A 24370-nucleotide genomic window follows, 5' to 3' on the forward strand; every position below is an offset into this window, starting at 1 on the left:
CGCCCTCAGCCGGCGCCCGACCCGGCCAACGCTGCCACCTCGGCCGCCGTCAGCGCCGTCGTGTGCAGTTCCAGTTCGTCAACCGCGCCCGCGAACGGGGTGTCCCACCAGTTCACCCCGAGGGCGAACGCGCCGGAGGTGGTGGTGAACACGTCCGGGAACCCGGTGCCGGCGAACGCCTCGACGCCATCCACGTAGACGGTCAGGGCGCCGTCGTCCACGGTCAGGGCCAGGTGGGTCCACTCGCCGGTCGGGATCTGCTGACCGGCGGACGCGTCGTACCAGGCGTTGCCGGACCAGACCATGGTGTCCCCGCCGACGCCGTCGTGGCCCTGCGGCAGCAGGCTCACCCAGTTGTTCGGGTCCCGGGCGCCGAAGAACGTCGTGGTGTAGGGCGTGAGGGCGTCCGGCCGCAGCCACAGGCTCACCGAGTACGTCGGTCCGACGATCAGCCCGTCCGGCAGCCGAACGCCGGCGGTCCCGTCGAGCTGCAGCGCCTGTCCGCTGACACCCTCGGTGTAGCCGACGGCGCCACCGGTGGTGTCGATGCGGGTGCCGGTGGGCTCGCCGTCGGCGACGCGGCCCTGCGCCTCGGCGAGGTCGCCATCGAAGTCGTAGCGCGCCACCAGGCCACCCACGAGCTTCTCGGAGACGACGACGGCGAACGTCGCCGTCGCGGTCAGCTCGCCCTGGGTGAGGGTCGCCGTGAGCGTGACGTGGGCATCCCCGGCACCGGGCTCGGGGCGCACCACCTCGCCGGTGGCCGAGACGACGGCCGGGTCGGAGCTGGCCCACTCGATGCCGACGCCGCGGGTGCCCTCGGTGGGCAGGTCCAGGTCGGCGATGACGGCGGAGGTGTCGCCGAGGTCCAGATCGGCGAGCACGGCGTCGAGCGCCTGCTGGTCGGTGAGCGGGGCGAGCCTGCTTCCCCAAAGTGACACTCCGCCGTCGGACTGGACGGTGAAGGTGAGTACCCACGAAGCCGACTGTGGCTCCCACTGACGCGCGAACACCCCCGTGTACTCCTCGCCGTCGATGGTCAGGCGGGCCTGGTCGCGCCCCTGCAGGAGGTGCCAGCGGCCCTCGACGGCGCCGGTGATCTCGCCGTTGCGGTGCAGTTCGATGGTGCTCGCCTCGTGGAGGTCGGCGGAGATCTCCTTGCCGTGGTCGATGAACGCGTACTCGCCGACCACGTCGGGGCGGCGCGCGATGTCGTGAGTGCCCGGTGCGTAGCGGTACGGCGCCACCACGGGCCAGCCGCGCTCGTTCATGAACATCTGGTGGGTGCGGATCTGGTGGAACTCGCCCTGACCCGGGAAGCGGGTGTGGAAGATGAGGAACTGCTCGCCGGTCTGCGGGTCGTAGTACGTGGTGTTGTGCCCGGGCGAGACGTACCCGACGCCGGGCTCCTCGCCCGGGTCGCCCACCTCATGGCCGAACAGGTGGCTGCCCATCAGCTTCACGCCGAACGGCTCGATCGAGGCGTCGTCGAACAGCGGAAGGGACGGGTCCGAGCGCACCTCGGACATCGGGTTGCCCTCGGCGTCGACGTAGGGGCCGTCCGGGTTCGCCGAACGGGCCACCCGCATGTTGTAGCCGCCGTCCGCACCGAGCCCGCCGAAGGAGGAGAACAGGTAGTAGTACTCGGTCTCGGGGTTGTACATGATCGTGGGCCCCTCGATGCGGCTGTGGTTGCCGCCCATCAGGTGCTCGCCGTAGCCCTGGCCGGGGACGGGCAGCCCGGTCGCGCGGTCCATCTCGAGGATGAAGATGCCGCCGGAGTAGGAGCCGTAGACCATCCAGAGGTTGCCCTCGGCGTCGAAGAACGTGTCCGGGTCCACCACGTTCGGGTGCACACGTGCGTCGTAGATCGTGCCGTCCTCGCTCGGCTCGTCCCACATGCCGGAGCGCAGGATGATGCCGAGGTCCTCGTAGGGCCCGTCGACCGAGTCCGCGACGGCGACGCCCATGGCCGAACGTGGCGAGTCGCCCTTGCAGGCGTTGTAGTACATGTAGAAGCGGCCGTCCTCGAGCTGGATCACGTCCGCCGCCCAGAGCGTGTCCGTCTGGGCCCACTCGAACGTCTCGGCGAGCTCGGCGCGCACGTCCTCGAACAGCGGGTTGTTCGCGTTCGCGCCGTCGGCGACGAGTTCCCAGTTCATCAGGTCGTCGGAGCGGGCGGCGGCCAGGTGCGAGCCGAACACCCAGAACTCACCGTCGGCGACCACCAGCGAGGGATCGTGCACCGACGCGTCGCTGAACACCGGTGGTTCGGCGGGTGCGGGCACCGGTGGACGGGCCGCGGCAGCCGCCGGGACGAGCGCCACGAGGGCGGCACCGATGAGGGCGAGGAGAGGACGGACGGACATGGCACTCCTGGTGTTCAACGCTGGACTCAGGGTTCGGTGGGTGGGTCCGGGGGGTCGCAGGTCCGACCGGCCCGCCGATGCCGGCCACGACACCGGTGAAGCCCACGCTAGCCGGGGTTCTACATCGATGTAAAGAGAGCCTCGGTCGTGAGGCGGGGCGCTCCGGCCGACCGGGTCAGGACCCCCGGTGCCACCGTGGCGGTCTGTCAGGATGTGGCGAGGGTCGAGACGGGTGAACGCGAGGAGCAACATCGCCCCGCACGCCGCCGCCGCTGTTGGCCGGTACGGGTGCTGGCGGGGGGCGGCGACGTCGACCTGCTCCTGTTCGACGCGGCCACGACGGACGAGGCGATCGGGCACGAGTACCAGCTCGACCTGAACACCCCCGAGGCGCGCACCGCGATGGAGCACATGGTCGCACTGCTGCGGGACGTGACGCAGACACCGCAACCACTCGAGAGTGTCAGCGACACCTGGTGATCACGGGAAGGCCGGCGAGCCCGCGTGGTGTCGCCCGATCGGCAGCATCAGCGGCTTGCCGGAGACCGGGTCCGGGATCACCCGGGACTCCAGCCCGAAAACCGTCCGCACGGTCTCGTCCGTGAGCACCTCACCCGGCTCGCCGACGGCGTGCACCCGCCCGTCCGCCATGGCGATCAGGTGGTCGGAGTACCGGGCGGCCAGGTTGAGGTCGTGCAGGACCATGACGATCGTGGTGCCGCGGTCGGCGTTCAGGTCGGTGAGCAGGTCGAGGACCTCGATCTGGTGGCTCACGTCGAGGAACGTGGTCGGCTCGTCCAGGAGCAGCAGGTCGGTCTGCTGTGCCAGAGCCATCGCGATCCAGACCCGCTGGCGCTGACCACCGGAGAGCTCGTCCACGGCGCGCTCGGCGAGGTCCGCCGTCGCCGTGGCGTCCAGGGCGGCCGCGACCGCGGCGTCGTCCGCGGCGGACCATCGCGAGAGCAGCCCCTGATGCGGGTGCCGGCCGCGGCCGACCAGGTCCGCCACCGTGATGCCCTCCGGCGCGATCGGCGACTGCGGCAGCAGGCCGAGGGTGCGCGCGAGTTCCTTGGCCGGCATCTTGTGCACCTGGCGACCGTCGAGGAGCACCTGGCCGCCGCGCGGGGCGAGCAGCCGGGACATCGCGCGCAGCAGCGTGGACTTGCCGCACGCGTTCGCGCCGACGATCGCGGTGATCGCGCCCGGCGGGACGAGCAGGTCGAGAGAGCTCAGCACGGTGCGGTCGCCGTAGCCGGCCGTCAGAGACTCGACGGTCAGCGAGTGGTCTTCTGTCACAGGGAGCCCCCCACGCGGTTGGTGCGGATGATCAGGTAGATCAGGTACGGGGCTCCGAGCACGCCGGTGATGACGCCCACCGGGAACCGGGTGCCGAACGCGAACTGGCCGGCCAGGTCGGCCACGAGCACGAGCAGGGCGCCGACGCACGCCGACGGCACCAGCAGCGAACCGCCCGGGCCGACCAGGCGGGCCGCGATCGGACCCGAGAGGAAGGCGACGAACGCGATCGGCCCGGCGGCCGCCGTCGCGAAGGAGATGAGCAGCACCGCGGCGACGATCAGCACCAGCCGGGTCCGCTCGGGGCGGGCCCCGAGCGCCGCGGCGGTGTCCTCGCCCAGCTGCAGCGCGGAGAGGTTGCGCGCCTGTCCGAGCAACACCGGCACGAGCACGGCGGCGGCGATCAGCACGGTGACCGTCTCCGGCCACTTCGTGCCGTTCAGGCTGCCGGTGAGCCAGCGCGTCGCCTCCTGCAGGTCCCACTGCGCGGCCTGGGAGAGCACGTAGGCGGTGACGCTGTCCAGCATCGCGGAGATCCCGATGCCGATCAGGATCAGCCGGGTCCCGGCCACCCCGCCGGAGAACGCGAGCACGTACACGATCAGGGCGACGGCCAGGCCGGCGACGATCGCGAACACGGACACCCCGGTGCTGCCGAGGGAGAGCATCACGATCGCGAACGCCGCGGCGGCGCTCGCGCCGGAGGAGATCCCGATGATGTCCGGGCTGGCCAGCGGGTTGCGCAGCATCGTCTGGAACGTGACGCCGGAGAGGCCGAAGCAGGCGCCCGCGGCGACGGCGAGCACCGCCCGCGGCAGCCGCAGCGTGCCGACGGTGAACGAGGCGCCGGGCACGTCCTGCCCGAGGATCACCGCGATCACGTCCGCGGGCGGGTAGAACGTCCGCCCGACCATGAGGGTCACCGCGAAGACCACGGCCACCGCCACCGCGAGCACCACGATGATCCTCCGGCGGCGGGACGTGCGTCGCGTACGGCCGCTGCGGACAGCGTCCAGCGTGTCGAGCGTCGACGGCGGTCGGTGCGTCTGCGTCCGAGTCGTCACAGTTCGCGCACCTTCTGGCGGCGAACGATCGCGATGAAGAACGGCGCGCCGATCAGCGCCGTCACGATCCCGACGGCGACCTCGCTCGGCCGGGCCGCGATCCGGCCGACGATGTCCGCGGCGGTCAGCAGCGCGGCGCCGGTGACGGCGGAGAACGGCAGCAGCCACCGGTGGTCCACGCCGACGAGCAGGCGGCACGCGTGCGGCACGACCAACCCGACGAACCCGATCGGCCCGGTCACCGCCGTCGCCGCCCCACAGAGCACCACGGCACCGAGCGAGGACACCCCGCGCGCGATGGCGACCCGTTCGCCGAGGCCGGCGGCGAGGTCGTCACCGAGCGCGAGGGAGTTCAGGCCGCGGGCGCACAGCAGGCAGATCGCGAACCCGCCGATCAGGAACGGCGCGACCTGCCCGATGGAGGCGAACGTGGCCCCACCGACGCCGCCGATCTGCCAGGACAGGGCGCTGTCGGAGATGTCGCCGCGGATGAGCCGGATCCCGCTGATGAACGAGGCGAGCGCTGCCGCCGTCGCGGCGCCGGCGAGCGCGAGCTTGAGCGGCGTGGCGCCGCCGCGGCCGAGCGAGCCGATCACGTAGACGGCGACGGCGGTGATCGCCGCCCCGGTGATCGCCACCCAGATGTAGCTGGTCGCCGCGGTGAGGCCGAAGTAGCCGATGCCGATCACCACGGCGAGCGAGGCGCCCATGTTGATGCCGAGGATGCCCGGGTCCGCGAGCGGGTTGCGCGTGACCCCCTGCATCACCGCACCGGAGACGCCGAGGGCGGCGCCGGTGATGACGGCCAGCAGGGTGCGCGGGATCCGCTTGGCCACCGAGCCTTGACCGAACCCGTCGGTGCCGCCGCCGAGGGCGGCGATCACGTCTGCGAGGTCGACGTCGCGGGAGCCGATCAGGATCGAGGCCACCATCAGGGCCGCGAGCACGGCGACGACCGCGAGCAGCCACAGGCCGCGGGCGCGCCGCGGGCGCCGCCGCCGGACTTCGGCGTCGGCGCCCGGGGCGTCGGTGGTGGTCGTGCTCACTGAGAGGCGTCGGCCGCCTCACCCAACAGGGCCAGGTAGTCGTCGAGGATCCAGGAGATGGACAGCGGGGTCGGGTTCGCGGCGGTGCCGAGCGGGCTGTCGCCCGGCAGGTTCACGATCGCCCCGTTCTCGACGGCGGGCATCTGGGACAGCAGCGGGTCCGCCTCGAGGGCGGTGACGAGCTCGTCGCCGCCGTAGGTGACGATGATGTCGACGTCGTTGAACGCGTCGGCCTGCTCGGCGCTCTGGGTGAGGGCGAACTGGTCGGTCTCCGCGGACGCGGTCGCGATCGACTCCGGCGTGCTCAGGCCGAGGTCCTCGAAGAACAGGGCGCGGGTGTCGTGGGTGGTGTAGAAGCTGACCTCGCTGAGGTCGGTGGTGTCCACGTGGGTGAGGAACATCGCCGAGCGGCCCTCGAGCTGCGGGTAGGCCGCCGCGGCCTCGGTGATCTCGGCCTCGAGGGAGGCGACGAGCTCCTCGCCCTCCGCGGCCATGCCCATCGCGGTCGCGTTCATCTCGATGATCTCGCGCCACGGGGTCGCCCACGGGGCCTCGGGGTAGGGCACCACCGGGGCGATCTCGCTGAGGGTGTCGTAGTCCTCCTGGGTCAGGCCGGAGTAGGCGGCCAGGATGACGTCCGGGGCGGTGTCCCCGACGGCCTCGAAGTCGATGCCGTCGGTCTCGTCGAACAGCACCGGGGCCTCGCCGCCGAGCTCCTCCAGCTTCTCCTCGACCCACGGCAGCAGGCCGTCGCCGTCGTCGTCGCCGAAGTTCGCGGCGGCCATGCCGACCGGGACCACGCCGAGGGCCAGCGGCACCTCGTGGTTGGCCCAGTTCACCGTGGCGACCCGCTCCGGCTGGGACTCGATCACGGTGGTGCCGAGCGCGTGCTCGATCGTGATCGGGTACTCGGCCCCCGAGTCGGCAGTGGTGGCGGCCTCGTCGGCATCGTCGGCGCCGTCAGCGGTGGAGCCGCACGCGGCGAGGGTCAGGGCGGCCGCCGCGGCGACGGCCACAGCCAGGGGTCGGTAGGAACGCACGGGAAACGGACTCCACTCTCGGTGTGGGGATGAGGAAGGGGGACGGGGCCGCACGCGGCGGTCCCCTGGGGCGGCCGGAGGAGCACCCGGAACGCTTAGGTATGGCGACCCTAACACTCGCGCCGGTGCGCCGACAACGCCGGGACGTGGATCCGGTCTGCGTCGTGACGTATCGCCCCCGGGCGCCCGGGGCTCCGCGGTTCAGTGCCGCTTGGACGCCTTCCAGTACCCGGAGAACGTGACGTCGTCCTTCCCGACGCCACCCCGGACCAGGTGCCGGCGCAGCGCGACGGGCAGCGTCTGCTCGCCCGCCACCCACGCGTAGGTGTCCGCGGACGGCAACGGCAGCGCCTGCGCCGCGGCGAGCGCCGCGCGGCCCGGCGTGCCATGGGCGTCGGCCCGGACCACCCAGGTGACCTCGACGCCGTCGGGCCCCTCGAGCACTTGCTGGTCTCCTGCGGCGGGGATCTCGATCAGAGCCCGGCCGGTAGTCGTGCGGGGGAGGGAGGCGAGGATCCCGGCGATGGCGGGCAGCGCCGTCTCGTCCCCGACGAGCAGCACCCGCCCCGGCTCCGGTTCGGTGCGGAACGCGATGCCCTCGTCGAGGATGGCGACCACGTCGCCCGGCGCGCAGGTCTGCGCCCACGATGCGGCCGGCCCGGCCGTACCCTCCGCGGCGCTGCCGTGCAGCACGAAGTCGATGTCGAGCTCCGGACCGAGCGGGCCGTCCGGGCGGTAGGCGCGCACCGTGTAGTTGCGCAGCACCGGCCGCTCGGTCTTGGCGTGGGTCAGGTACTTCAGGTAGCTGAGCGTGTCCAGCTTGCCGGGCACCCAGCCCAGCGACTCGGGGTCCGTGATCGGGATGAACAGGCGGAACCACTGGTCGTAGCCCATCGGGACGAAATGCTCGATGTCACGCCCGCCGAGGCTCACGCGGGCGAAACTCGGCGAGATCCGCTCGCTGCGCAGCACCTCGAGGGTGACGAGCGTCGTCGTCACCGGCTTCGACCGCACCGCCGTCATGTTCGTGCGAACCACCGTGGACTCCTGACCGATTGGAACTGAGGCGAGCCTTACCTTACCCCTTGTTCGAATCCGCCGTCTCGACGTCCACCCACTCGTGACCGAGCGGCACCAGCTCGCCGGCGCCGGCGGTGGCAGCCGCAACCAGCGCCCGCAGCTCACCGCCGTCCCCGGCCAGCCGCAGCACGGCACTCTCGGCATAAGCCGTGTCCAGGACCACCACGCCGGCCTGACGGCGCAGTTCGGCCTCCACCCGGCCGGCGTCGGCGTGCGGCAACGCCACCGAGAACAGGTCCCGGCGTTCGCGGGCCACCAGCAGACCGTTCGCCGCAGCGGCGTCGACGGCGGCCAGGACGGCATCGGAGTAGGCCCGCACCAGCCCGCCCGCTCCCAGCAGCACGCCTCCGAAGTACCGGGTCACCACGGCCGCGCAGTCGATCAGGGCGCGCCCGGTCAGCGCCTCGAGCATCGGGGCACCGGCCGTGCCGGACGGCTCGCCGTCGTCATTGGACCGGCGCACCTGCCCCGGCTCGCCCGATCCGCCGAGCACGAACGCCGAGCAGTGGTGCCGGGCACCGTGGTGCTCCCTGCGGGCCTGCTCGACGGCGGCCCTCGCCGTCTCCTCGTCGCTCACCCTGACGAGTCGGCACAGGAAGCGCGAGCGCTTCACCTCGATCTCGGCGTCCACGCGCGCGCCGGGGCCGCCGCGCAGGGTCAGATCGGTCATCGCCCCATTCTCCCGCAGCCGCCACGTGCAGCCGCCTCCCGCAGCCGCCGCGTGCGGCCGCCTCGTGCGGCGGGCTGGCCACGTCGGGCGCTGCCCGCCGGAGGGATAGGGTCGCCGGACGTGAGCGCGGCAACGGAGGTCAACACCATTCCCAGCACACCCGAGGAGTCCGAGGGGTCCCGCCCGTGATCGTCGCGCTGGCGCTGCTCGCCGTGGTCGCCGGGGCGGCCCTGCAGCGCATCACCGGCCTGGGCTTCGCCCTGGTCTCGGCGCCGTTCCTGGTCCTGCTGCTCGGCCCGTTCGACGGCGTCGTGGTCGCCAACGCGGGTGGCACGCTGTCGTCGCTGCTCCTGCTGGTGCGGTTGCGCGACCTGATCGACTGGCAGCGGTTCCGCTATCTGACGGCCGGCGCGCTCGTGGGCACGATCCCCGGGGCGTGGGTGGCGCTGAACGTCGCCGACCGGGTCCTGGACATCGGCATCGGGCTCGCCGTGCTGCTCGGGATGTCGGCGTCGTTCCTGGCCGCCCGGCTCGGCACCATGTCCGGCCGGGCGCCGATGCTGGCGTTCGGTGGGGCGTCGGGTTTCATGAACGTCACCGCCGGGGTCGGCGGCCCGGCGCTGAGCGTTTACGGCGTGGCTTCGCGCTGGTCGCAGCTGTCCTTCGCCGCCACCCTGCAACCGGTGTTCCTCGTGATGGGCCTGGTCTCCCTCGCGGTCAAGGGCGTCGGCGCACCGGAGGCGTTCGCGGCGCTCGGCTGGACGGTCTGGCTGGGAGTGGCGCTCGCGGTGCTCCTCGGTCTGGTGGTCGGGGCGGTGCTCGCCCGGCGGGTCAGCCCGCAGGCTGCCCGGGTGGTCGTGATCGTGATGGCGTACGCCGGCGGTGCGGCGACCCTGCTCCGGGGCCTGCTCGCCGGGACCTGAGCCTGGATCTGGGCCGCCGAGCGGGGCCCCCGCCGTGAGTCAGTCCCTCGCGACCGAGTCAGAACCGCACGACCCACTGTCTCAGGCACGCGGTCCTGCCTGACGGCGCGAGGTACTTCCTTGCGAGCGAGCCTTCCTGACCGCGCGAGGTACTTCCTGACCGCGCGAGGTACTTCCTCACCAGCGGGCCTTCTTGACCGCGCGAGGTACTTCCTGACGGCGCGAGGTACTTCCTCAAAGTCCGCGTCAGGACCTCCCGTTGCGGCATCTGCAACGGTGCCCGTTGTGCGCCACGTCACATAGCCGCCCGGCCGGGTCGCCTGACCTGCGGGTTCGTCGGCCCGTTCACCGGTGTTCACCGGGGAGTCGGCTACGGACGCTCTCGTATTCACCCTCGGCTCGTACGTTTCCCAACGGCCCGCGGAACACGTTCCGGGCCCTCAGGAGGTACCGGTGCTCCATTCAACCCAGTGTCTCGGCAGGCGTCCGTGAGCGCGCTGACCAAGGCGCCGATCGCCGTCGGGAAGTCGAAGGCGGCGAAGCCGCCACAGCGACCCGTGACGCCCGAGCGTCGCCGCTCGAATCGGCGTGAGGCCATTCTCTTCCTGGTCCTGATCCTGCCGAACATCGCGGCGATCGTGGTCTTCTCGTACTACCCGACTGCCTACAACTTCATCCTCAGCTTCATGGACTGGGACCTCGTGGCCCCGTTCCCGGAGTGGGTCGGTCTGGAGAACTACCAGCGGATGTTCGCCAGCCCCCGGTTCGCCGAGGTGCTCGCCAACACGCTGCTGTTCACCCTGGTGGCGGTCGGCGGGACGCTGGTGCTCGGGCTCGGCGTCGGGCAGCTACTCGCGCAGCGGCTGAAGTTCTCCGGGTTCGCCCGCACCATGGCGTTCGCCCCGCACATGCTGCCCGGTGCGGCCGTGGGGGTGCTGTGGCTGTTCATGTTCGACCCCACCTACGGCCTGAGCCGGTGGCTGTTCAACATGGTCGGCCTGGACTCGCCGAACTGGACCACCACCTCCGACTGGTCCCTGTGGGCGGTCATCATCGCGTACTCGTGGCAGCGCCTCGGCTTCGTCACGATCATCTACTACACGGCCATCCAGGACCTGCCGCAGGACGTCTACGAGGCGGCCGAGCTCGACGGCGCGCGGGGCCGCAAGCTGTTCTGGTACATCACCCGGCCGCTGCTCTCGCCGGTCACGTTCTTCCTGTCCGTCACCGGGATCATCAGCGCCGCGCAGGCGTTCGACATCATCGCCACCCTCACCGACGGTGGGCCGGGCTCCTCCTCGACGACCCTGAACTGGATGGTCTACGAGGAGGCGTTCAAGAAGTTCGACGTCGGGACCTCGGCCGCGGCGGCCACGGTGCTGTTCCTGATCCTGCTCGTCGTCACCCTCATCCAGGCCCGTGCGCAGGGCAGGCAGGTGCACTACTCATGAGTCTCGACATCAAGCCCCCCGTCACCGCGCCGGCGCCCACGGCGCACCCCGCGGAGCCGACGGACCCGGCCGAGACCGACGCCCCGCGCGCACCGAACCGCAAGGTGGTCCACAACCCGGCGCTCCGGGTGTTGCAGTACCTGGCCCTCGCGCTCGTGATCGCAGTCTTCGTGCTGCCGCTGTACTGGCTGTTCAGCTCCGCCCTGAAGGCCGAGAACGAGATCTACTCCTACCCGCTGCAGTGGATCCCGACGATCCTCGAGCCGGAGAACTTCGCGGAGGCGTGGCGCTCGGCCCCGTTCGACCGGTTCTTCATCAACTCGATCATCACGACGTTCTTCGGCACCACCCTGGAGATCGGGCTCGCGATCCTGTCCGCCTACGCGTTCGCGTTCGTGCGGTTCCGGTTCAAGACCCCGCTGTTCCTGGTGATGATCGGCTCGCTGATGCTGCCCGGGCACGTCACGTTGCTCGTCAACTACATCACGGTCGGCCACCTCGGCTGGCTGAACAGCTACGCCGGCCTGATCCTGCCCGGGATCGGCAGTGCGTTCGCGATGTTCCTCATCTACCAGCAGATGCGGGTGGTGCCGACGGAGATCGTCGACGCCGCGAAGATCGACGGCGCCGCGCACCTGCGACGGATGTGGTCGGTGGTGCTGCCCATGTGCCGCCCGATGATCCTCACCGGAACCCTGATCGTGATGTTCGGCAAGTGGAACGACTTCGTCTGGCCGCTGATCGTGACGTCGACGGCGGACATGCGCACCCTGCCGATCGGGCTGATGTTCCTGCGCAGCCAGGAGGGCTACTCCAACTGGGGCTCGATCATGGCCGGCACCGTGATGGTCGCCCTGCCGATGCTCCTCGTCTTCTTCTTCGCCCAGAAGCGCATCATCGGCGGCATCGCCGCCGGCGCGCTCAAGGGCTGAGTTACTCACCCGCACCACCAGACCGCAGTACCCCAAGCAACCCACAGGAGATCCGCATGTCCTCGTCCCGTCTGGACACATCGCTGATGCTGAACCGTCGAACCCTGCTGACGGCGTTCGGCGCCTCCGCGGCGGGCCTCGGCCTGGCCGCCTGCGGCGCCCCGGGTGGCGGCGCCGCGGCGGACGACGGTGAGGCCGGTTCCAACCTGCGTCCCGAGTTCTCGCAGGCACCGGTCACGGAGATCCCGTCGCAGTACGCCGACCGGACCAACATCCTGTTCTGGGCGCCGTTCACCGGCGTGAACTTCGAAGCCCTGCAGGAGTTGTTCACCACGTTCAACGACTCCCAGGAGGACATCTACGCGGCGCTGGAGTCGCAGGGCAGCTATGCGGACCTGAACACCAAGTTCACCGCGGCCCTGCAGGCCCGTCAGGTGCCGGACATCGTCTGCTTCCCCGAGATGCAGTGGATCCAGTTCTACTTCTCGGACGCCCTCGCCCCGCTCGACGACTACTTCGACGACGAGTGGTCCCTGGACGTGTACCTCCAGAACTACGTCAACGAGGGCGTCGCGGCCGGCAGGACCTACGTGGTGCCGTTCGCCCGCTCGACGCCGCTGTTCTACTACAACAAGACCCAGTACCAGGCGGTCGGCCTGCCCGAGGAGGGCCCCACCCGCTGGGCCGACCTCGCCGAGTTCGCGCCGGCCCTGAAGAGCGTGAGCGTCGCAGGTCAGCCGCTGATGCCGTTCGCGTTCGGCGCCGGTGACAACTGGTACGGCCAGGCGCACACCTGGGCCTGGGGCGGTCAGCTCTCCGACGAGCTCACGGTGACCGTGACCGACGGCCCGATGCAGGAGTGGCTGGAGTGGAAGGCGAAGTTCATCCACGACGACGGCTTCGGGTACATGGCCCAGTCCTCGATGACCGACTTCACCACCGGCCTCTCGGCCGGCACCCACGGCTCCACCGCCTCCCTGCGTGGGGCCACCGAGTCCGCCGAGTTCGAGATCGGCACCGCCTTCATGCTCGGCGGCATCGAGGACGAGACGAAGGTGCCCACGGGCGGCTCCGGTCTGTCCATCGTGAAGGCGGAGTCCCAGGAGCGTCAGGACGCCTGCGCCGTGCTGTTCCGCTTCCTCGCCGAGCCGGAGAACGCCGCGTTCTGGCACGCCGGTACGGGCTACCTGCCGATCGTCACCGAGTCCCTCGAGACTGACACGGTCACCGACCTGGTCGCCGAGAACCCGAACTTCGGCGTGGCCCTGGCGCAGCTGCCGAACGCCCAGACGGCGGACGAGCCCACCTGGTACCAGGCCGGCGCCACCGAGTTCGCCACGGCCATGGCGCAGGTCTACGGTGACAACGCGGATGTCGCCGGCGTCCTCGACGGCCTGCAGGCCGCCTTCGAGGAGGTCATCGAGGACAACCGCGAAGACCTTGAGGAGGTCAAGAGTTCATGATCGCCGGTCCGATCCCACAGATCGTCGGACACCGGGGCGCGAGCGCCCTGGCGCCGGAGAACACGCTCACCTCGTTCGCCCGCGGCGTCGCCGACGGCGCGGACCAGATCGAGCTGGACGTGCACCTGACCGCGGACGGGCACGTGGTGGTCCACCACGACCCGACCGTCGACCGCACGGCCGTGGGATCGGGCCGCACCACGGGTGCCATCGCCGAGCTCACCTGGGCCCAGCTCCAGGAGGTCGAGCTCGCCGGCGGTGAGCGGATCCCGACCATCCAGGCCGCCCTCGACGCCATCGACGTGCCTGTCCTGATCGAGATCAAGGCGCTCGAGGCCGCCGGACCCGTCGCCCGCCTGGTGGCAAGTGGCGGGTACGCGGAGAAGTCGATCTTCATCAGCTTCAAGCCGGAGGCGCTCGCCGAGGTGCTCCGGGTCGACCCGGGGTACCGCACCGGCCTCATCGCGAGCGAGACCACCGACGTCCAGCGGGCCGCACTGGCGGAGCTGGGCTGCGGGAACTACTCGCTGCGCTACTCCGGGCTGACCCCGGACGAGGTGGCGCACTGGCAGGCGCAGGGCCTCACGGTGACCGGCTGGCCCACGCTGGCCGACGCCGACGTGGCTGCCGGCCTGGCCGCCGGGGTCGACTTCATGACGGCGGACGACCCGGCCTGGGCACGCCGCACCGCCGAGGCGGCGCTCTCGGCGCAACCGACGCTCTGACCGGGAGGCCGCGCGGGGCGAACCGACCCGCGCGGCCCGACGTGCCCACGGTCGGGCCGGGCGCGTCGCGCACGCCCGGCCGAGACCGCGCGTTCCGGCCCGGCCGGCCCTCGCCGTCGTCGGGCTCTCCTGCCCACGCACTCGCCCGAACCGCACGTTTCCCACCCGACAGCACCCCCGCCGTCGCCGGCTCGACGACCCTTCCTGGAAGGCACCCCCATGGCACGCAACCGACTGCTCGTCATCTCCGTCGACGCGATGGTGGGGGAGGACCTCGAGTACACGCGCACCCTGCCCACGTTCGCCCGGCTGATCGAGCGGTCCGCGATCGCGGAGATCGAGTCCGTGTTCCCGACCGTCACCTACCCGAACCACACGGCACAGACCACCGGGTGCTCACCGGCGACGTCGGGGATCTACAACAACGTGACCTTCGACCCGCACGCCCCGGACCCGGTCTGGTTCTGGGACTCCCGGCACATCCGGGTGCCCACCCTGTTCGCCGCGGCGAGGGCGGCCGGGCTGCGCACCGCGGCCGTGCAGTGGCCGGTGACCGCGCACGATCCGAACATCGACGTGCTCGTGCCCGAGGTGTGGCAGATCGAGCAGTGGGGCGGCATCGAGGAGCTCTACCGCGGCACCGCGTCGCGCGGTGCGTGGGAGACCTACGTGGCCCCGCACGTGCACAAGGTCGTCTGGGCCCCGAAGCGGGACTTCAACGACTTCGCGTCCGGCGTGACCCAGGACATCCTGCGCGAGGAGCGCCCGGACGTGATGTTCGTGCACCTGGTCGCCGTCGACGCCGCCCGGCACGCCACCGGGCCGCACAGCCCGCAGGTGGACGCGGCGCTGCGCCGTATCGACGCGATCCTCGGCGAGATCGTCGCCACCCTGGAGGAGGCCGGCACGTTCGAGTCGACGAACATCGTCCTGGTCAGTGACCACGGGCACCTCGCCACCACCCAGCACACGAACCTCAACGCCCTGTTCGCCGAGCGGGGGCTGCTGCGCGTGGATGACGCCGGGACGCTCGTCGACTACGACGTGTACTGCCACGGCGCCGGTCTGTCCGCACAGCTGTTCCTCGCGGAGGGCCTGGACGAGGCCCGGCGCGCGCAGGTCGAGGCGTTGCTCGCCGAGATCGTCGAGGACCCGGCCTACCGGATCGAGGAGATCATCACCGCGGCCGCCGCGCGGGACCGCTTCGGGCTGGACGGCCCGTTCGAGTACGTGGTGATCTCCGAGCCGGGCGTGCTGGTGGCGCCGCACCTGGACCGCGCGGTCATCGCGGTGCCGGGCGACGCGGACTTCATCGGCTACGTCGGCAACCACGGACACCACCCCGAGCACGGCGGGCAACCCGTGTTCATCGCGTCCGGCCCGGACTTCGCGCCGGGCGTGCACGCGGGGCGGCGCTCCATCCTCGACGAGGCACCGACGTTCGCGGCCGTGCTCGGTCTCGACCTGCCCAGCGCCGAGGGCACCGTCATCGCCGAGGTGCTCGCCGAGGTGCTCGCCGAGCGGTAGCGCGCCAGCGCGTGGGGCGGTCCAGCGGGGGGTAGCGGGGTGGCTCAGCGGTGCGGCTCAGCGGGGGAGGTGGCGTGCCATGAGCACGTCGTCCACCTCGGCGCCGTCGAGCAGGAACTCCCCGCGCAGCACCCCCTCCTCCACGAACGAGCAGCGGGCGTAAAGCCGGCGCGCCGTCGGGTTCGTGGAGAGCACCCGCAGGCTCACCTTCCGTGCGCCCCGCCGTCCGAGTTCGGCAACGGCCGCCTCCACCAGGGCGGTGCCGATGCCGCGCCCGGCCAGGGCGGGGTCCACGGCGAGTCCGTTGATCTCGAGCACATGGGCGTGGGAGTCGATGCCGAACACGTTGTGCCACTGGATGTAGCCGGCCACCCGGTCCTCGGCCGTGACCGCCACGAGCACGTCCGACGTGGGCAGGTTCGCGAACGCCGAACGCGCCCCCTCGGGCGCAGGCGCGGGAGAGTTGCTCGGAGACCAGGTCGCGTCGTCGATGGCGACGATCGCGGCGTCGTCGGCCGCGGACGCGGTGCGGATCGAGATCATGGCTCCCATCGTGCCGTACGGCCCGTTCGGGTCCCGACGAGGTCGACGCGCCGGGCCGGCCGGTCGCACCCTTTCGGACGCTGCTCACCTAGTACCCGCCGAGCTGAGTTCGGACCCCGCGACGTGCGAGGTCAGCGCAGCGGGTACGAGGTCAGCACGGTGGGACGCCGGGCCCGACAGGGGGCGCCCGGACCGGTGGTCGGACGGCGGCGGTACCGTCGTGGGCATGTCCTCGATCGAGCGGGCCCGGCCCGGGGCGCAGCCGCCGCCGGGCCGCGAGGTGGGACCCGCGCGCCGGTTGGTGCCGGCACTCGCCGTGGCGTTCGCGCTGCTCGCCGTGCTCGCGAACGCGGGTGACTGGCGCAACGGGCTCTTCCTGCTGGTCCCGGTCGCCGCCTTCGCGGCCTGGTACCGCTGGGACCTGCCGGTCCCGGTGCTGGCCGCCCCGGTCATCGTCGGCACGGCGGGCGCGCTGTGGGGTGGGGACTTCGAGCCGGCCCTGTTCCTGCTCGCCCTGTTCGCGCTGGTGAGCGTGGCCTGGTGCGAGCACCGCCCGACGGCGTGGGCGCTGGTCGCGCTGTCGGTCGTCGCCGTTCTGGGACTGGCACTCGGGCGGCCGGAGGCGGAGGTGGCGTGGGCACCGTGGGTCGTCGGCATCTCGTTCCCGGCGGTCCTCGGCTGGGTGGTCCGGCGCCAGGAGCAGACCACCGCCCAGTTGACCCGGGCCCGACGTGAGCTCGCTGAACGGGCCGTGCAGGACGAGCGACGCCGGATCGCCCGGGATCTGCACGACCTCGTCGGCCACGGGCTGGCGGCCGTGTTGCTGCAGGTCACCAGCGCCCGGCACGTGCTGCGCCGCGACGTCGATTCCGCCGACGAGGCCTTGGCGACCGCCGAGCGGGTGGGCCGGGCGAGCATGCAGGATCTGCGGGCCACCATGGACCTGCTCCGCGCCGACGGCGAACCGTCCGGGAACGCACCGCTGCCGGGTCTGGCGCAGCTGCCCGGGCTCGTGGCCGGCTACGCGGAGCGCGGGCTGGACGTGGCGCTGGAGGGCGGCCCCGGCGGGCCGGGTGCGCCCGGCGGACGCGGCGGGTCAACCGCCGGCGGCGGGTCGGATGGGACCGGCGCGCCCGGCGGTGCCGGTGCGACAACCGCCACAGTCGCGCCCGAGCCGGGCTCCGCCGTCGGGCTCACGCTCTACCGGATCGCGCAGGAGGCGCTCGCGAACGCGGCCATCCACGCACCCGACGCGCGCACCCGGGTGCGCACCGCCGTCGGGCCGGACTCGGTGGTGATGGAGGTCGTGACCGAGGGCCCGCTCCGACCCGTCCAGCCGCGACCTGCGCACGGCCACTACGGCCTGCTCGGGATGCATGAACGGGCCGAGGTCATCGGTGCGGACCTGCGGGCCGGGCCGACGCCGGCCGGGTGGACGGTGCGCTGTGAGGTTCCGATCGGTGGTGCGCCGTGATCCGGGTCGTCCTCGCCGACGACCAGGCGATCGTGCGCGCCGGGATCGCGCGCATCCTCGCGCCGGCGGACGGGTTCGAGGTGGTCGCCGAATGCGCCGACGGCACCGAGGTCGCGGCCGCCGTCGCCCGGTCCGGGCCCGACGTGGTGGTGATGGACGTGCGGATGCCGCGCCGGGACGGGCTCGCCGCGACGCGGGAGGTGCGCTCGCTCCCGCAGCCGCCGCCGGTGCTGATCCTGACCACGTTCGACGAGGACGAGGTGCTCTGGAGCGCCCTCGAGGCGGGCGCCGCCGGGTTCCTGCTCAAGGACGCCGGCGCGACCGACCTGATCCACGCCGTGCGGGCCGTGGCCGGCGGCGCGGCCTGGTTCGACCCCGCCGTCAGCCCCCGGCTGCTGGCCGCGTACCGGCGCTCCGTGGTGCCGGACCAGCGGCAGCGCCGGCGCCTCGAGGCGCTGACCGAGCGCGAGGCGGAGGTGCTGCGGTGGATGGCGCGTGGCGCCACGAACGCCGAGATCGCCGCGGGCCTGCACGTCAGCGACGGCACGGTGAAGTCCCACGTCGGGGCCGTCTTCGGCAAGCTCGGCGTGCGGGACCGGGCCGCCGCGATCGTGTACGCGTTCGACCACGGCGTCGTCACTCCGGGGCAGGGACCGCCCGCGAACTAGGACCACGGTGGCAGGGCGGGTTGTGGACCGCGGGCCGATGTGGCGGGCATGCCCCGCGGCGCAGGATCGCGGGTATGACGGACCAGCTCACCAGGCCAAGCAAGCCCGACCGGCGGGACGCGATCGTGGCGGCCATGTCCAAGCCGCCCGCCACGGGCAGGAACCGGTTCCGGGTGGTGGCGGTGGCGTTCCTGTCCCTCGGCGTGGTGGCCTACGCGGCCGTCGTCTACGGGGGCTTCGACGTGTCCGCCTCCCAGGTCGAGACCCGGGACGAGCTGCCCTGGCACTACCCGCTGCTGTGGGCGCACATCGCCACCGGGGCCATCGCGCTCACGCTCGGGCCGCTGCAGTTCGTGCGGCGGATCCGCCGGGTGCCGCGGGTGCACCGCTACATCGGGCGGGTGTACCTGTTCGCGGGCGTGGTCCCGTCGTCGATCGTCGGGATCGTGGTGGCGCTGCTGACCACGTCCGGTCCGGTGGCCGCGGCCGGCCTCGTGGTGGGTGACGTGCTCTGGATCACGACGGCGGCCCTCGCCTATGCCCATGCCCGCGCCGGACGCTACCGGCAGCACGGCCAGTGGATGATCCGCAACTTCGCGGTGACGTTCGCCGCGGTCACGTTCCGGGCCTGGCTCGGCCTGACGATCGTGGGCCAGCTGCCGATCCTGGAGTCGGTGTACGGCGGGGACTTCGACGCCCTGTTCGCCGTCGCCTACGCCGCGACCTGCTGGCTCGCCTTCATCCCGAACCTGCTGTTCGTCAACCTCTACCTGCGGCGGCGCCCCCGACGCGTCCAGGGCGCGCTCCCCTGACGTGAATCGTGAGTGTGCCCTGCCGGCACCCGCACCTCGGGACAGGGGAGTCGGGGGTCGCCATCCACAGGGCACCCGAACGGCGGGATCGTCCACAGGACCGACGGGCGAGGCACCAAGGGGGCATGGGTGGGGTGCACCGTGACCCGATGAGGCGTGGTGAACTTCCCGAGGCTCTTGGACGGACGTTCTCGGTGACCCAGGCTCGGGGGCGCGGCGTCACCCCGTCGCGACTTCGGGCACGCGATCTCGCCCGACCCTTCCGGGGTGTGCGGGCGCGCACGGTCGAGCGTGGCGACGCGCTGCACGCTGGTGCCTCCAACAGCGACGCGCGACATGCGGCGGCCCAGCGCGACGCGCGCCGTGCGGCGGCCAAGCCCGGACGAGTCACGCGCAAGGAGGCCGAACTGCGGGAACACGCGCTCGCGTACGCACTCGTCATGCCGGCCAACCAGTTCTTCACCCACCTCACGGCGGCGCTGCTCTGGGGCGTGCCGTTGCCACCTCGGCTGATCCTCGCTGCGCCGCTCGAGCCGGACGTCGGCGTGCTGAGCCCGGCCCGCGTGCCGCGAAACCACGGGGTTCACGGTCACGCGGTGCACGCGGATCGGGCGAGCGTGGTCACGCATCCCAGGTACCGCGTCCAACTCGCCTCGCCGGCGACCACCTGGGCGATGCTCGGCGCGGTGCTCACGGACCTGCGCGACCTCGTCGCCCTCGGCGATGCACTGGTACGCGAGCAGATGTTCAGTTCCACACCGCCACCGCTTGCGACGATCGCGAACCTTGCGGCCGTGGTCGGGAGCGGCCGGCGCGTGGGCATCGCATCGCTGCGGGACGCGTTGCCGATGATCCGGACGCGGTCGGCGTCACGACCCGAGACCTGGCTGCGCCTGCTGCTGGTCGGAGCGGGGCTGCCGGAGCCCGACCTGAACTGGGAGCTCCGGGTCGACGGTGCGGTGGTCGCGGTCATCGACCTCCCCTATCCGGAGCTCAAGGTCGCCATCGAGTACGAGGGTGAGCATCACCTGACCGACGGCGAGCAATGGGACTCCGACATCGCCCGCTACGAGGATCTCGCCGCCCAGGGCTGGATCGTGGTCTGGGTGACCAGGGAGCAACTGTTCCGCTGGCCCGAGAACGTGCTCAAGCGCGTCCGGCGTGCGCGCGCCGACCGGCTCTGACGCCCCGCCCGACCGCTCGGGCCCGCTTCCACTGACGCGAATCGTGGGTCGGTCCGCCTGTCATGCGCATCTCGAGTCAGTGGAACGGGCGCCCTCGTGGTTCCGCTGACGTGAAAGGTGGGTCGGTGGGTGTGTGACCCGCACTTGGGGTCAGTGGAACGGGCACGGCCGCCGGATCCGACGGCGGCGCGTCGGCGCCTCAGCTCCGCTGACGTGAAATGTCGGTTGTGCGGGTCATGACCCGCATCTCGAGTCAGTCGAACGGGGACCCTCGCGGTTCCGCTGACGTGAGTTGCGGGTCGGTGGGTGCGTGACCCGCACTTGGGGTCAGTGGAGCGAGGTCGGGGCGGGGCTCAACCTCTACCTGCGGCGGCGCGGCGCTGCGCACCCACGGCGATGAGCGCGATCACGAGCCCGCCGACCGCCAGCACGGACCCGGCCCACGCGGGCGCCAGGTAGCCGAAGCCGGCGGCGAGCACCAGGCCACCGACCCACGCGCCCACGGCGTTGCCGATGTTCAGCGCGGAGTGGTGCAGCGCGGCGGCCAGCGACGGTGCGTCAGGGGAGGAGTCCAGGAGCCGGGTCTGCAGCGACGGCCCGAGGAACTGCGAGATCGTGGCGATCGCGAAGAGCCCAATGATCCCGACGACGGCCCAGTGTGCGGTCAGCGCGAAGCCGGCGAGCAGTACGGCCATCCCGACCAGGCCGGCGATCGCGGTGCCCATCACCGAGCGGTCGGCCAGACGCCCGGCGATCACGGTGCCCACGGTCATCCCGGTGCCGAACACGGCGAGGATCAGGGGCACCGCGCCGATGGACAGGCCCAGCACCTCCGGCACGATCTCGCCGATATAGCTGTACACGGCGAACATGCCGCCGAACCCGACGGCCGCGATGCCGAGCGTGAACCAGACCTGCGCGTGCCGGAACGCCCGTAGCTCCCCGCGGGCGCTGGCACGCTGGCCGGACGGGCGGGGCAGCTCCGGAACGAACCGCCAGATCGCGACCACGGCCGCGAGCGAGACGAGGACGACCACCGCGTAGGCCGAGCGCCATCCCGCCCACTGGCCGAGCGCCGTCGACAGTGGCACGCCGATCATGGTCGCGATGGTGAGCCCGAGCATCACCTGCGACACCGCACGCGCCCGTCGTCCGGCCGGGGCGAGCGTCGCCGCGATCAGCGAGGCCACACCGAAGTACGCCCCGTGGGGCAGGCCGGCCACGAACCGGGACACCGCCATCGAGCCGAACTCCGGCGCGACCGCGGAGAACGCGTTGCCGAGGGCGATCGCCACGGCGAGCAGCACCAGGAGCTGCTTGCGCTCGAGCCGAGCCGCGACCACGACGATCAGCGGCGCGCCGATCACGACGCCGAGCGCGTAGGCGGAGATGAGCCGGCCCGCGGTCGGCACCGAGACGCCGAGGCTCGTCGCCATCTGCGGCAGCAGGCCCATGGTGGCGAACTCGGTGGTGCCGATCGCGAAGCCGCCGATCGCCATCGCGATGATCGCGGCCCGCAGCCCGCGGGGCGGCAGCGGCGACGGCGTGGGCGGGGCGGGCGGGTGCGCGTCGCCGCCGGTCAGGTACGGCGAGGGGGACGACGGCGTGGGCCCGGGTCGCGCGGGCCCGCCATCTTCCGTACCGGTCGGGTATGGCGAGCCGGCCGACGGCGTGGCCGCAGGTCGTGCGGGCGGGTTCGGCCCGGCATGGGATACGGCGGTCACGACGGCGTCGGTCCGGCTGGTCATCGGGCGCTCCTGGGGCTGGTGGGGAGGTGCTGCCGACGCTGGGAGCCGTGGGGTCGAAACGATTCTAGTGGGCCGGTCGGCGCTGTGGGGCCGGTGTGCGCAGACTCACGCGCGGCGATGTCCACAGGCCGATCGCGACCTGGCGCAGCGGGCGTGCAGACTGGGTGCCATGGAACCTGGCGACGCGCTCCTGGAGTGGCTCGGGAGTCTCGGGCGGGAGGAGGTCGACGACCTGGTCGCACGGCGCCCGGATGTGACCCTCACCTCCACGCCGCGGAGTCTGGGAGACCTCGCCCGGCGGTTGATGCACCCGTACGGCGTGATCGGGGCGTTCGCGCGGATGCCCCAGCCCGGCCGCGACCTGATCGAGGCGGCGATGGGGCTCGGGTCCGGGCTCGGTCTGGATCCGTTGGCAGAGTTCCTCGACCGAGGCGGCAACGACGCTGTGACCCATCGCCGGGTGGTGCAGTCGTGGTGGGACCATGCACGCTCGGCGGCCCTGTGCTGGGATGCCGGACCGCGCCTGTACCTGAACCCCGGCCTGTACGGGGCGATCGGCTCGCCGCTGTGGCTCGGACGTCCGGCGTCGATGCTCGCGGAGGCCGTGACGGTGCCGGTACTGCAACGAGCGATGCGCGGTTGGGCCGACCGCGCCGTGCAGGTCCCGAGCCGCCGGCCCGAGGTCATCGCCGCGCTCTGTGCCTATCTCGCCGAGCCGGACCATGTGCGCCGGATCGTCGCCAGGGCACCGGAGCCGGTCCTCGCCTGGATCACCGGGCACGCCGACTCCGTGGCGCACCTGATCCGCACCGTGCCGGCGATCAGTTTCCACCAGGCACCTGAGGAGGAGGAGTTCCATCAACACCACTTCGACCGGGACGCCTACCTCGCCGAGCGCCGTGCCCTGGACTGGCTCACCGACAACGGGCTGATCCTCGCGGAGTCGTCCTACTCCAGGTCGGTGGCCCAGATCCCGGCCGAGGTGACGCGTGCGATGTTGCCGCCGACCCTGCGGGCCCCGTTCCGGGTGCACCCGCCGATTCCCGTCACCACCCCGGTGGATCCGGGCCAGGCCGAGTCGGCCGCGGCGGCCGCCGTCTCGGACTTCCTCGCCGCGGTGATGGCGACGCTCGAGTCGGTGGCGCGGACCCCGCTCACCCAGCTCAAGGCCGGCGGCGTCGGAGCGCGCGAACTGGCTCGCCTCGCCAAGGCCGCCGCCGTCGAGCCGACCGAGGCCCGAATGGCCGTGGAGCTCGGCTGCCGGGCCGGGCTGTTCGACGTGACCCCCGACGGCTCGATCGGCGCCGCACCCCGGTTCGAGCAGTGGCGCCGCCTCGAGCCCGCCGAACGCGCCGCCGAACTCCTGCACCAGTGGTTCCACGTGGCCGTGGCCACCAGCGTCGGCTCCGAGCTGGGGCGCCCGCTTCCGGCGCTCACCCGGCGTGGGCCGGGGTGGCTGCCCAACCCGGCGCTCCTGCTGGACACCCTCGCGAGCCTCGGTCAGGACGTTGCCGTGGTCTCGGCGGAGGAGGTGTTCGCACTCGCGGCGTGGGAGAGCGGGGAGTACGAACGTCCCCGCGGCGACGCCGAGGTGACCTGGGCCGAGGCGCACCGCCTCGGGGCACTCTCGCACGGACGGCTCAGCCGCGTCGGCCGGGCGCTCAGCGAGCACCGGTCCGAGGACATCCCGGACCTGCTGGCCGCACTCACCGACATGCTGCCCGCGGTGGAGGCGAACATCCTGTTCGGCTCGGACCTGACCGTGGTGGTGCCCGGGAGCCCCGCCGCCGGGGTCGTGGACCTGCTCGACTCGATGGCCACGCGGGAGGCCCGCGGGGCAGCGAGTACGTGGCGGATCTCAGCCGACACCATCCGCGCCGCGCTCGACACCGGTCACGACGTCGACATCCTCCTTGAGGACCTCGCCGCGCTCTCCGACAAGCCGCTGCCCCAGGCCGTCACCTACCTGCTGCACGACGTCGGCCGCAGGTACGGGCACCTGGCGGTGCAGCCGGCCGGCACGGTGCTGGTCAGCGCGGACGAGGCACTGCTCGCCGAGGTCGCGGCAACCCGGTCCCTGCGCGCGCTCGGCCTGCGGCAGGTCGCCCCGACCGTGCTCACGGCAGCAGCATCGCGGCACGAGGTGCTGGCGAAGCTGCGGTCGGCGGGCTTCCTGCCGCGCGAGCTCGACGAACACGGACAGCCGGCGGTGCGGCTGATCCGGCCCGCTGCCGCGGACGACTGACCCGGGCCGCTGATCCGGCCCGCTGAACCGGCCCGCTGCCGCGGACGGCTGACGCTGCCGACCGTTCGACCTGAAGCGACGCACGCCCGCCGGTAGCATCGTCGATTGCG

Annotated in this window: 21 protein-coding genes; 12 read left to right on the forward strand and 9 right to left on the reverse strand. The window is 72.2% G+C overall.

Going from position 1 to position 24370, the window contains the following annotated elements; translation table 11 throughout:
* Positions 1-5: 5 nt before the first annotated feature.
* A complete protein-coding gene (locus GKS42_RS26740; RefSeq protein ID WP_154792570.1) occupies positions 6-2369 on the reverse strand; it encodes a LamG-like jellyroll fold domain-containing protein in 2364 nt (787 codons plus the stop codon).
* A 288-nt stretch (positions 2370-2657) separates the two neighbouring features.
* On the opposite strand from GKS42_RS26740, the gene GKS42_RS03410 reads away from it, so the two are divergent.
* Positions 2658-2849, forward strand: a complete 192-nt coding sequence (locus GKS42_RS03410) for a hypothetical protein (protein ID WP_154792571.1) — start codon at positions 2658-2660, stop codon at positions 2847-2849.
* Here GKS42_RS03410 and GKS42_RS03415 read toward each other — a convergent pair whose 3' ends face one another.
* From GKS42_RS03415 to GKS42_RS03440, 6 genes are all read right to left on the reverse strand, one after another.
* Positions 2850-3665, reverse strand: coding sequence for an ABC transporter ATP-binding protein (locus tag GKS42_RS03415; RefSeq protein ID WP_154792572.1), 816 nt, complete (start codon positions 3663-3665; stop codon positions 2850-2852). It lies immediately after the preceding gene.
* Positions 3662-4729 (reverse strand): FecCD family ABC transporter permease, encoded by a 1068-nt coding sequence (locus GKS42_RS03420; protein ID WP_154792573.1) that lies wholly within the window; start codon positions 4727-4729, stop codon positions 3662-3664. Before GKS42_RS03420 ends, GKS42_RS03415 begins: the two co-directional genes overlap by 4 nt.
* Positions 4726-5775, reverse strand: coding sequence for a FecCD family ABC transporter permease (locus GKS42_RS03425; RefSeq protein WP_232847905.1), 1050 nt, complete (start codon positions 5773-5775; stop codon positions 4726-4728). The genes GKS42_RS03420 and GKS42_RS03425 overlap by 4 nt, the downstream gene beginning before the upstream one ends.
* Positions 5772-6815, reverse strand: coding sequence for an ABC transporter substrate-binding protein (locus GKS42_RS03430; protein ID WP_154792574.1), 1044 nt, complete (start codon positions 6813-6815; stop codon positions 5772-5774). Before GKS42_RS03430 ends, GKS42_RS03425 begins: the two co-directional genes overlap by 4 nt.
* A 201-nt stretch (positions 6816-7016) precedes the next feature.
* A complete protein-coding gene (locus GKS42_RS03435) occupies positions 7017-7853 on the reverse strand; it encodes a siderophore-interacting protein (protein ID WP_232847906.1) in 837 nt (278 codons plus the stop codon).
* Positions 7854-7893: 40 nt separating this feature from the next.
* On the reverse strand, positions 7894-8565 hold the full coding sequence (locus GKS42_RS03440; RefSeq protein ID WP_154792575.1) for an IMPACT family protein: 672 nt from the start codon (positions 8563-8565) through the stop codon (positions 7894-7896).
* A 185-nt stretch (positions 8566-8750) separates the two neighbouring features.
* On the opposite strand from GKS42_RS03440, the gene GKS42_RS03445 reads away from it, so the two are divergent.
* The 6 genes from GKS42_RS03445 to GKS42_RS03470 all read left to right on the forward strand — a co-directional run bounded on the left by GKS42_RS03445 (position 8751) and on the right by GKS42_RS03470 (position 15586).
* Positions 8751-9488: a sulfite exporter TauE/SafE family protein gene (locus GKS42_RS03445; RefSeq protein WP_154792576.1), complete on the forward strand. Its 738-nt coding sequence runs from the start codon at positions 8751-8753 to the stop codon at positions 9486-9488.
* A gap of 488 nt (positions 9489-9976) precedes the next feature.
* On the forward strand, positions 9977-10939 hold the full coding sequence (locus GKS42_RS03450; protein ID WP_231955148.1) for a carbohydrate ABC transporter permease: 963 nt from the start codon (positions 9977-9979) through the stop codon (positions 10937-10939).
* The gene (locus GKS42_RS03455; protein ID WP_154792577.1) at positions 10936-11871 is read left to right on the forward strand and encodes a carbohydrate ABC transporter permease; all 936 of its coding nucleotides are present in this window, start codon (positions 10936-10938) and stop codon (positions 11869-11871) included. Before GKS42_RS03450 ends, GKS42_RS03455 begins: the two co-directional genes overlap by 4 nt.
* A gap of 56 nt (positions 11872-11927) precedes the next feature.
* Complete coding sequence (locus GKS42_RS03460; RefSeq protein ID WP_154792578.1) at positions 11928-13334, forward strand: extracellular solute-binding protein; 1407 nt, start codon at positions 11928-11930, stop codon at positions 13332-13334.
* On the forward strand, positions 13331-14059 hold the full coding sequence (locus GKS42_RS03465) for a glycerophosphodiester phosphodiesterase (protein ID WP_154792579.1): 729 nt from the start codon (positions 13331-13333) through the stop codon (positions 14057-14059). The genes GKS42_RS03460 and GKS42_RS03465 overlap by 4 nt, the downstream gene beginning before the upstream one ends.
* A 219-nt stretch (positions 14060-14278) precedes the next feature.
* Positions 14279-15586: an alkaline phosphatase family protein gene (locus GKS42_RS03470; protein WP_154792580.1), complete on the forward strand. Its 1308-nt coding sequence runs from the start codon at positions 14279-14281 to the stop codon at positions 15584-15586.
* A gap of 57 nt (positions 15587-15643) precedes the next feature.
* Here GKS42_RS03470 and GKS42_RS03475 read toward each other — a convergent pair whose 3' ends face one another.
* A complete protein-coding gene (locus GKS42_RS03475; protein WP_154792581.1) occupies positions 15644-16129 on the reverse strand; it encodes a GNAT family N-acetyltransferase in 486 nt (161 codons plus the stop codon).
* Between the two features lie 226 nt (positions 16130-16355).
* Between GKS42_RS03475 and GKS42_RS03480 the strand changes: the two genes are divergently transcribed.
* From GKS42_RS03480 to GKS42_RS03495, 4 genes are all read left to right on the forward strand, one after another.
* Complete coding sequence (locus tag GKS42_RS03480; protein ID WP_168217740.1) at positions 16356-17603, forward strand: sensor histidine kinase; 1248 nt, start codon at positions 16356-16358, stop codon at positions 17601-17603.
* Positions 17600-18271 carry a response regulator transcription factor gene (locus GKS42_RS03485; RefSeq protein WP_154792583.1) on the forward strand — a complete coding sequence of 224 codons (672 nt, stop codon included), beginning with the start codon at positions 17600-17602 and terminating at the stop codon, positions 18269-18271. The genes GKS42_RS03480 and GKS42_RS03485 overlap by 4 nt, the downstream gene beginning before the upstream one ends.
* 74 nt (positions 18272-18345) lie before the next feature.
* Complete coding sequence (locus GKS42_RS03490) at positions 18346-19083, forward strand: DUF2306 domain-containing protein (protein WP_154792584.1); 738 nt, start codon at positions 18346-18348, stop codon at positions 19081-19083.
* A 269-nt stretch (positions 19084-19352) separates the two neighbouring features.
* Positions 19353-20267: an endonuclease domain-containing protein gene (locus tag GKS42_RS03495; protein ID WP_435529659.1), complete on the forward strand. Its 915-nt coding sequence runs from the start codon at positions 19353-19355 to the stop codon at positions 20265-20267.
* A 353-nt stretch (positions 20268-20620) separates the two neighbouring features.
* Here the strand turns inward: GKS42_RS03495 and GKS42_RS03500 are convergent, their stop codons facing one another.
* Positions 20621-22015 (reverse strand): MFS transporter, encoded by a 1395-nt coding sequence (locus tag GKS42_RS03500; protein WP_232847907.1) that lies wholly within the window; start codon positions 22013-22015, stop codon positions 20621-20623.
* Positions 22016-22184: 169 nt separating this feature from the next.
* Between GKS42_RS03500 and GKS42_RS03505 the strand changes: the two genes are divergently transcribed.
* Entirely contained in the window at positions 22185-24260 is a 2076-nt protein-coding gene (locus GKS42_RS03505) for a helicase-associated domain-containing protein (RefSeq protein ID WP_168217741.1), read from the forward strand.
* The last annotated feature ends 110 nt before the right edge of the window (positions 24261-24370 follow it).

This window comes from Occultella kanbiaonis, from assembly GCF_009708215.1.
GTDB classification, from domain to species: Bacteria; Actinomycetota; Actinomycetes; order Actinomycetales; family Beutenbergiaceae; genus Occultella; species Occultella kanbiaonis.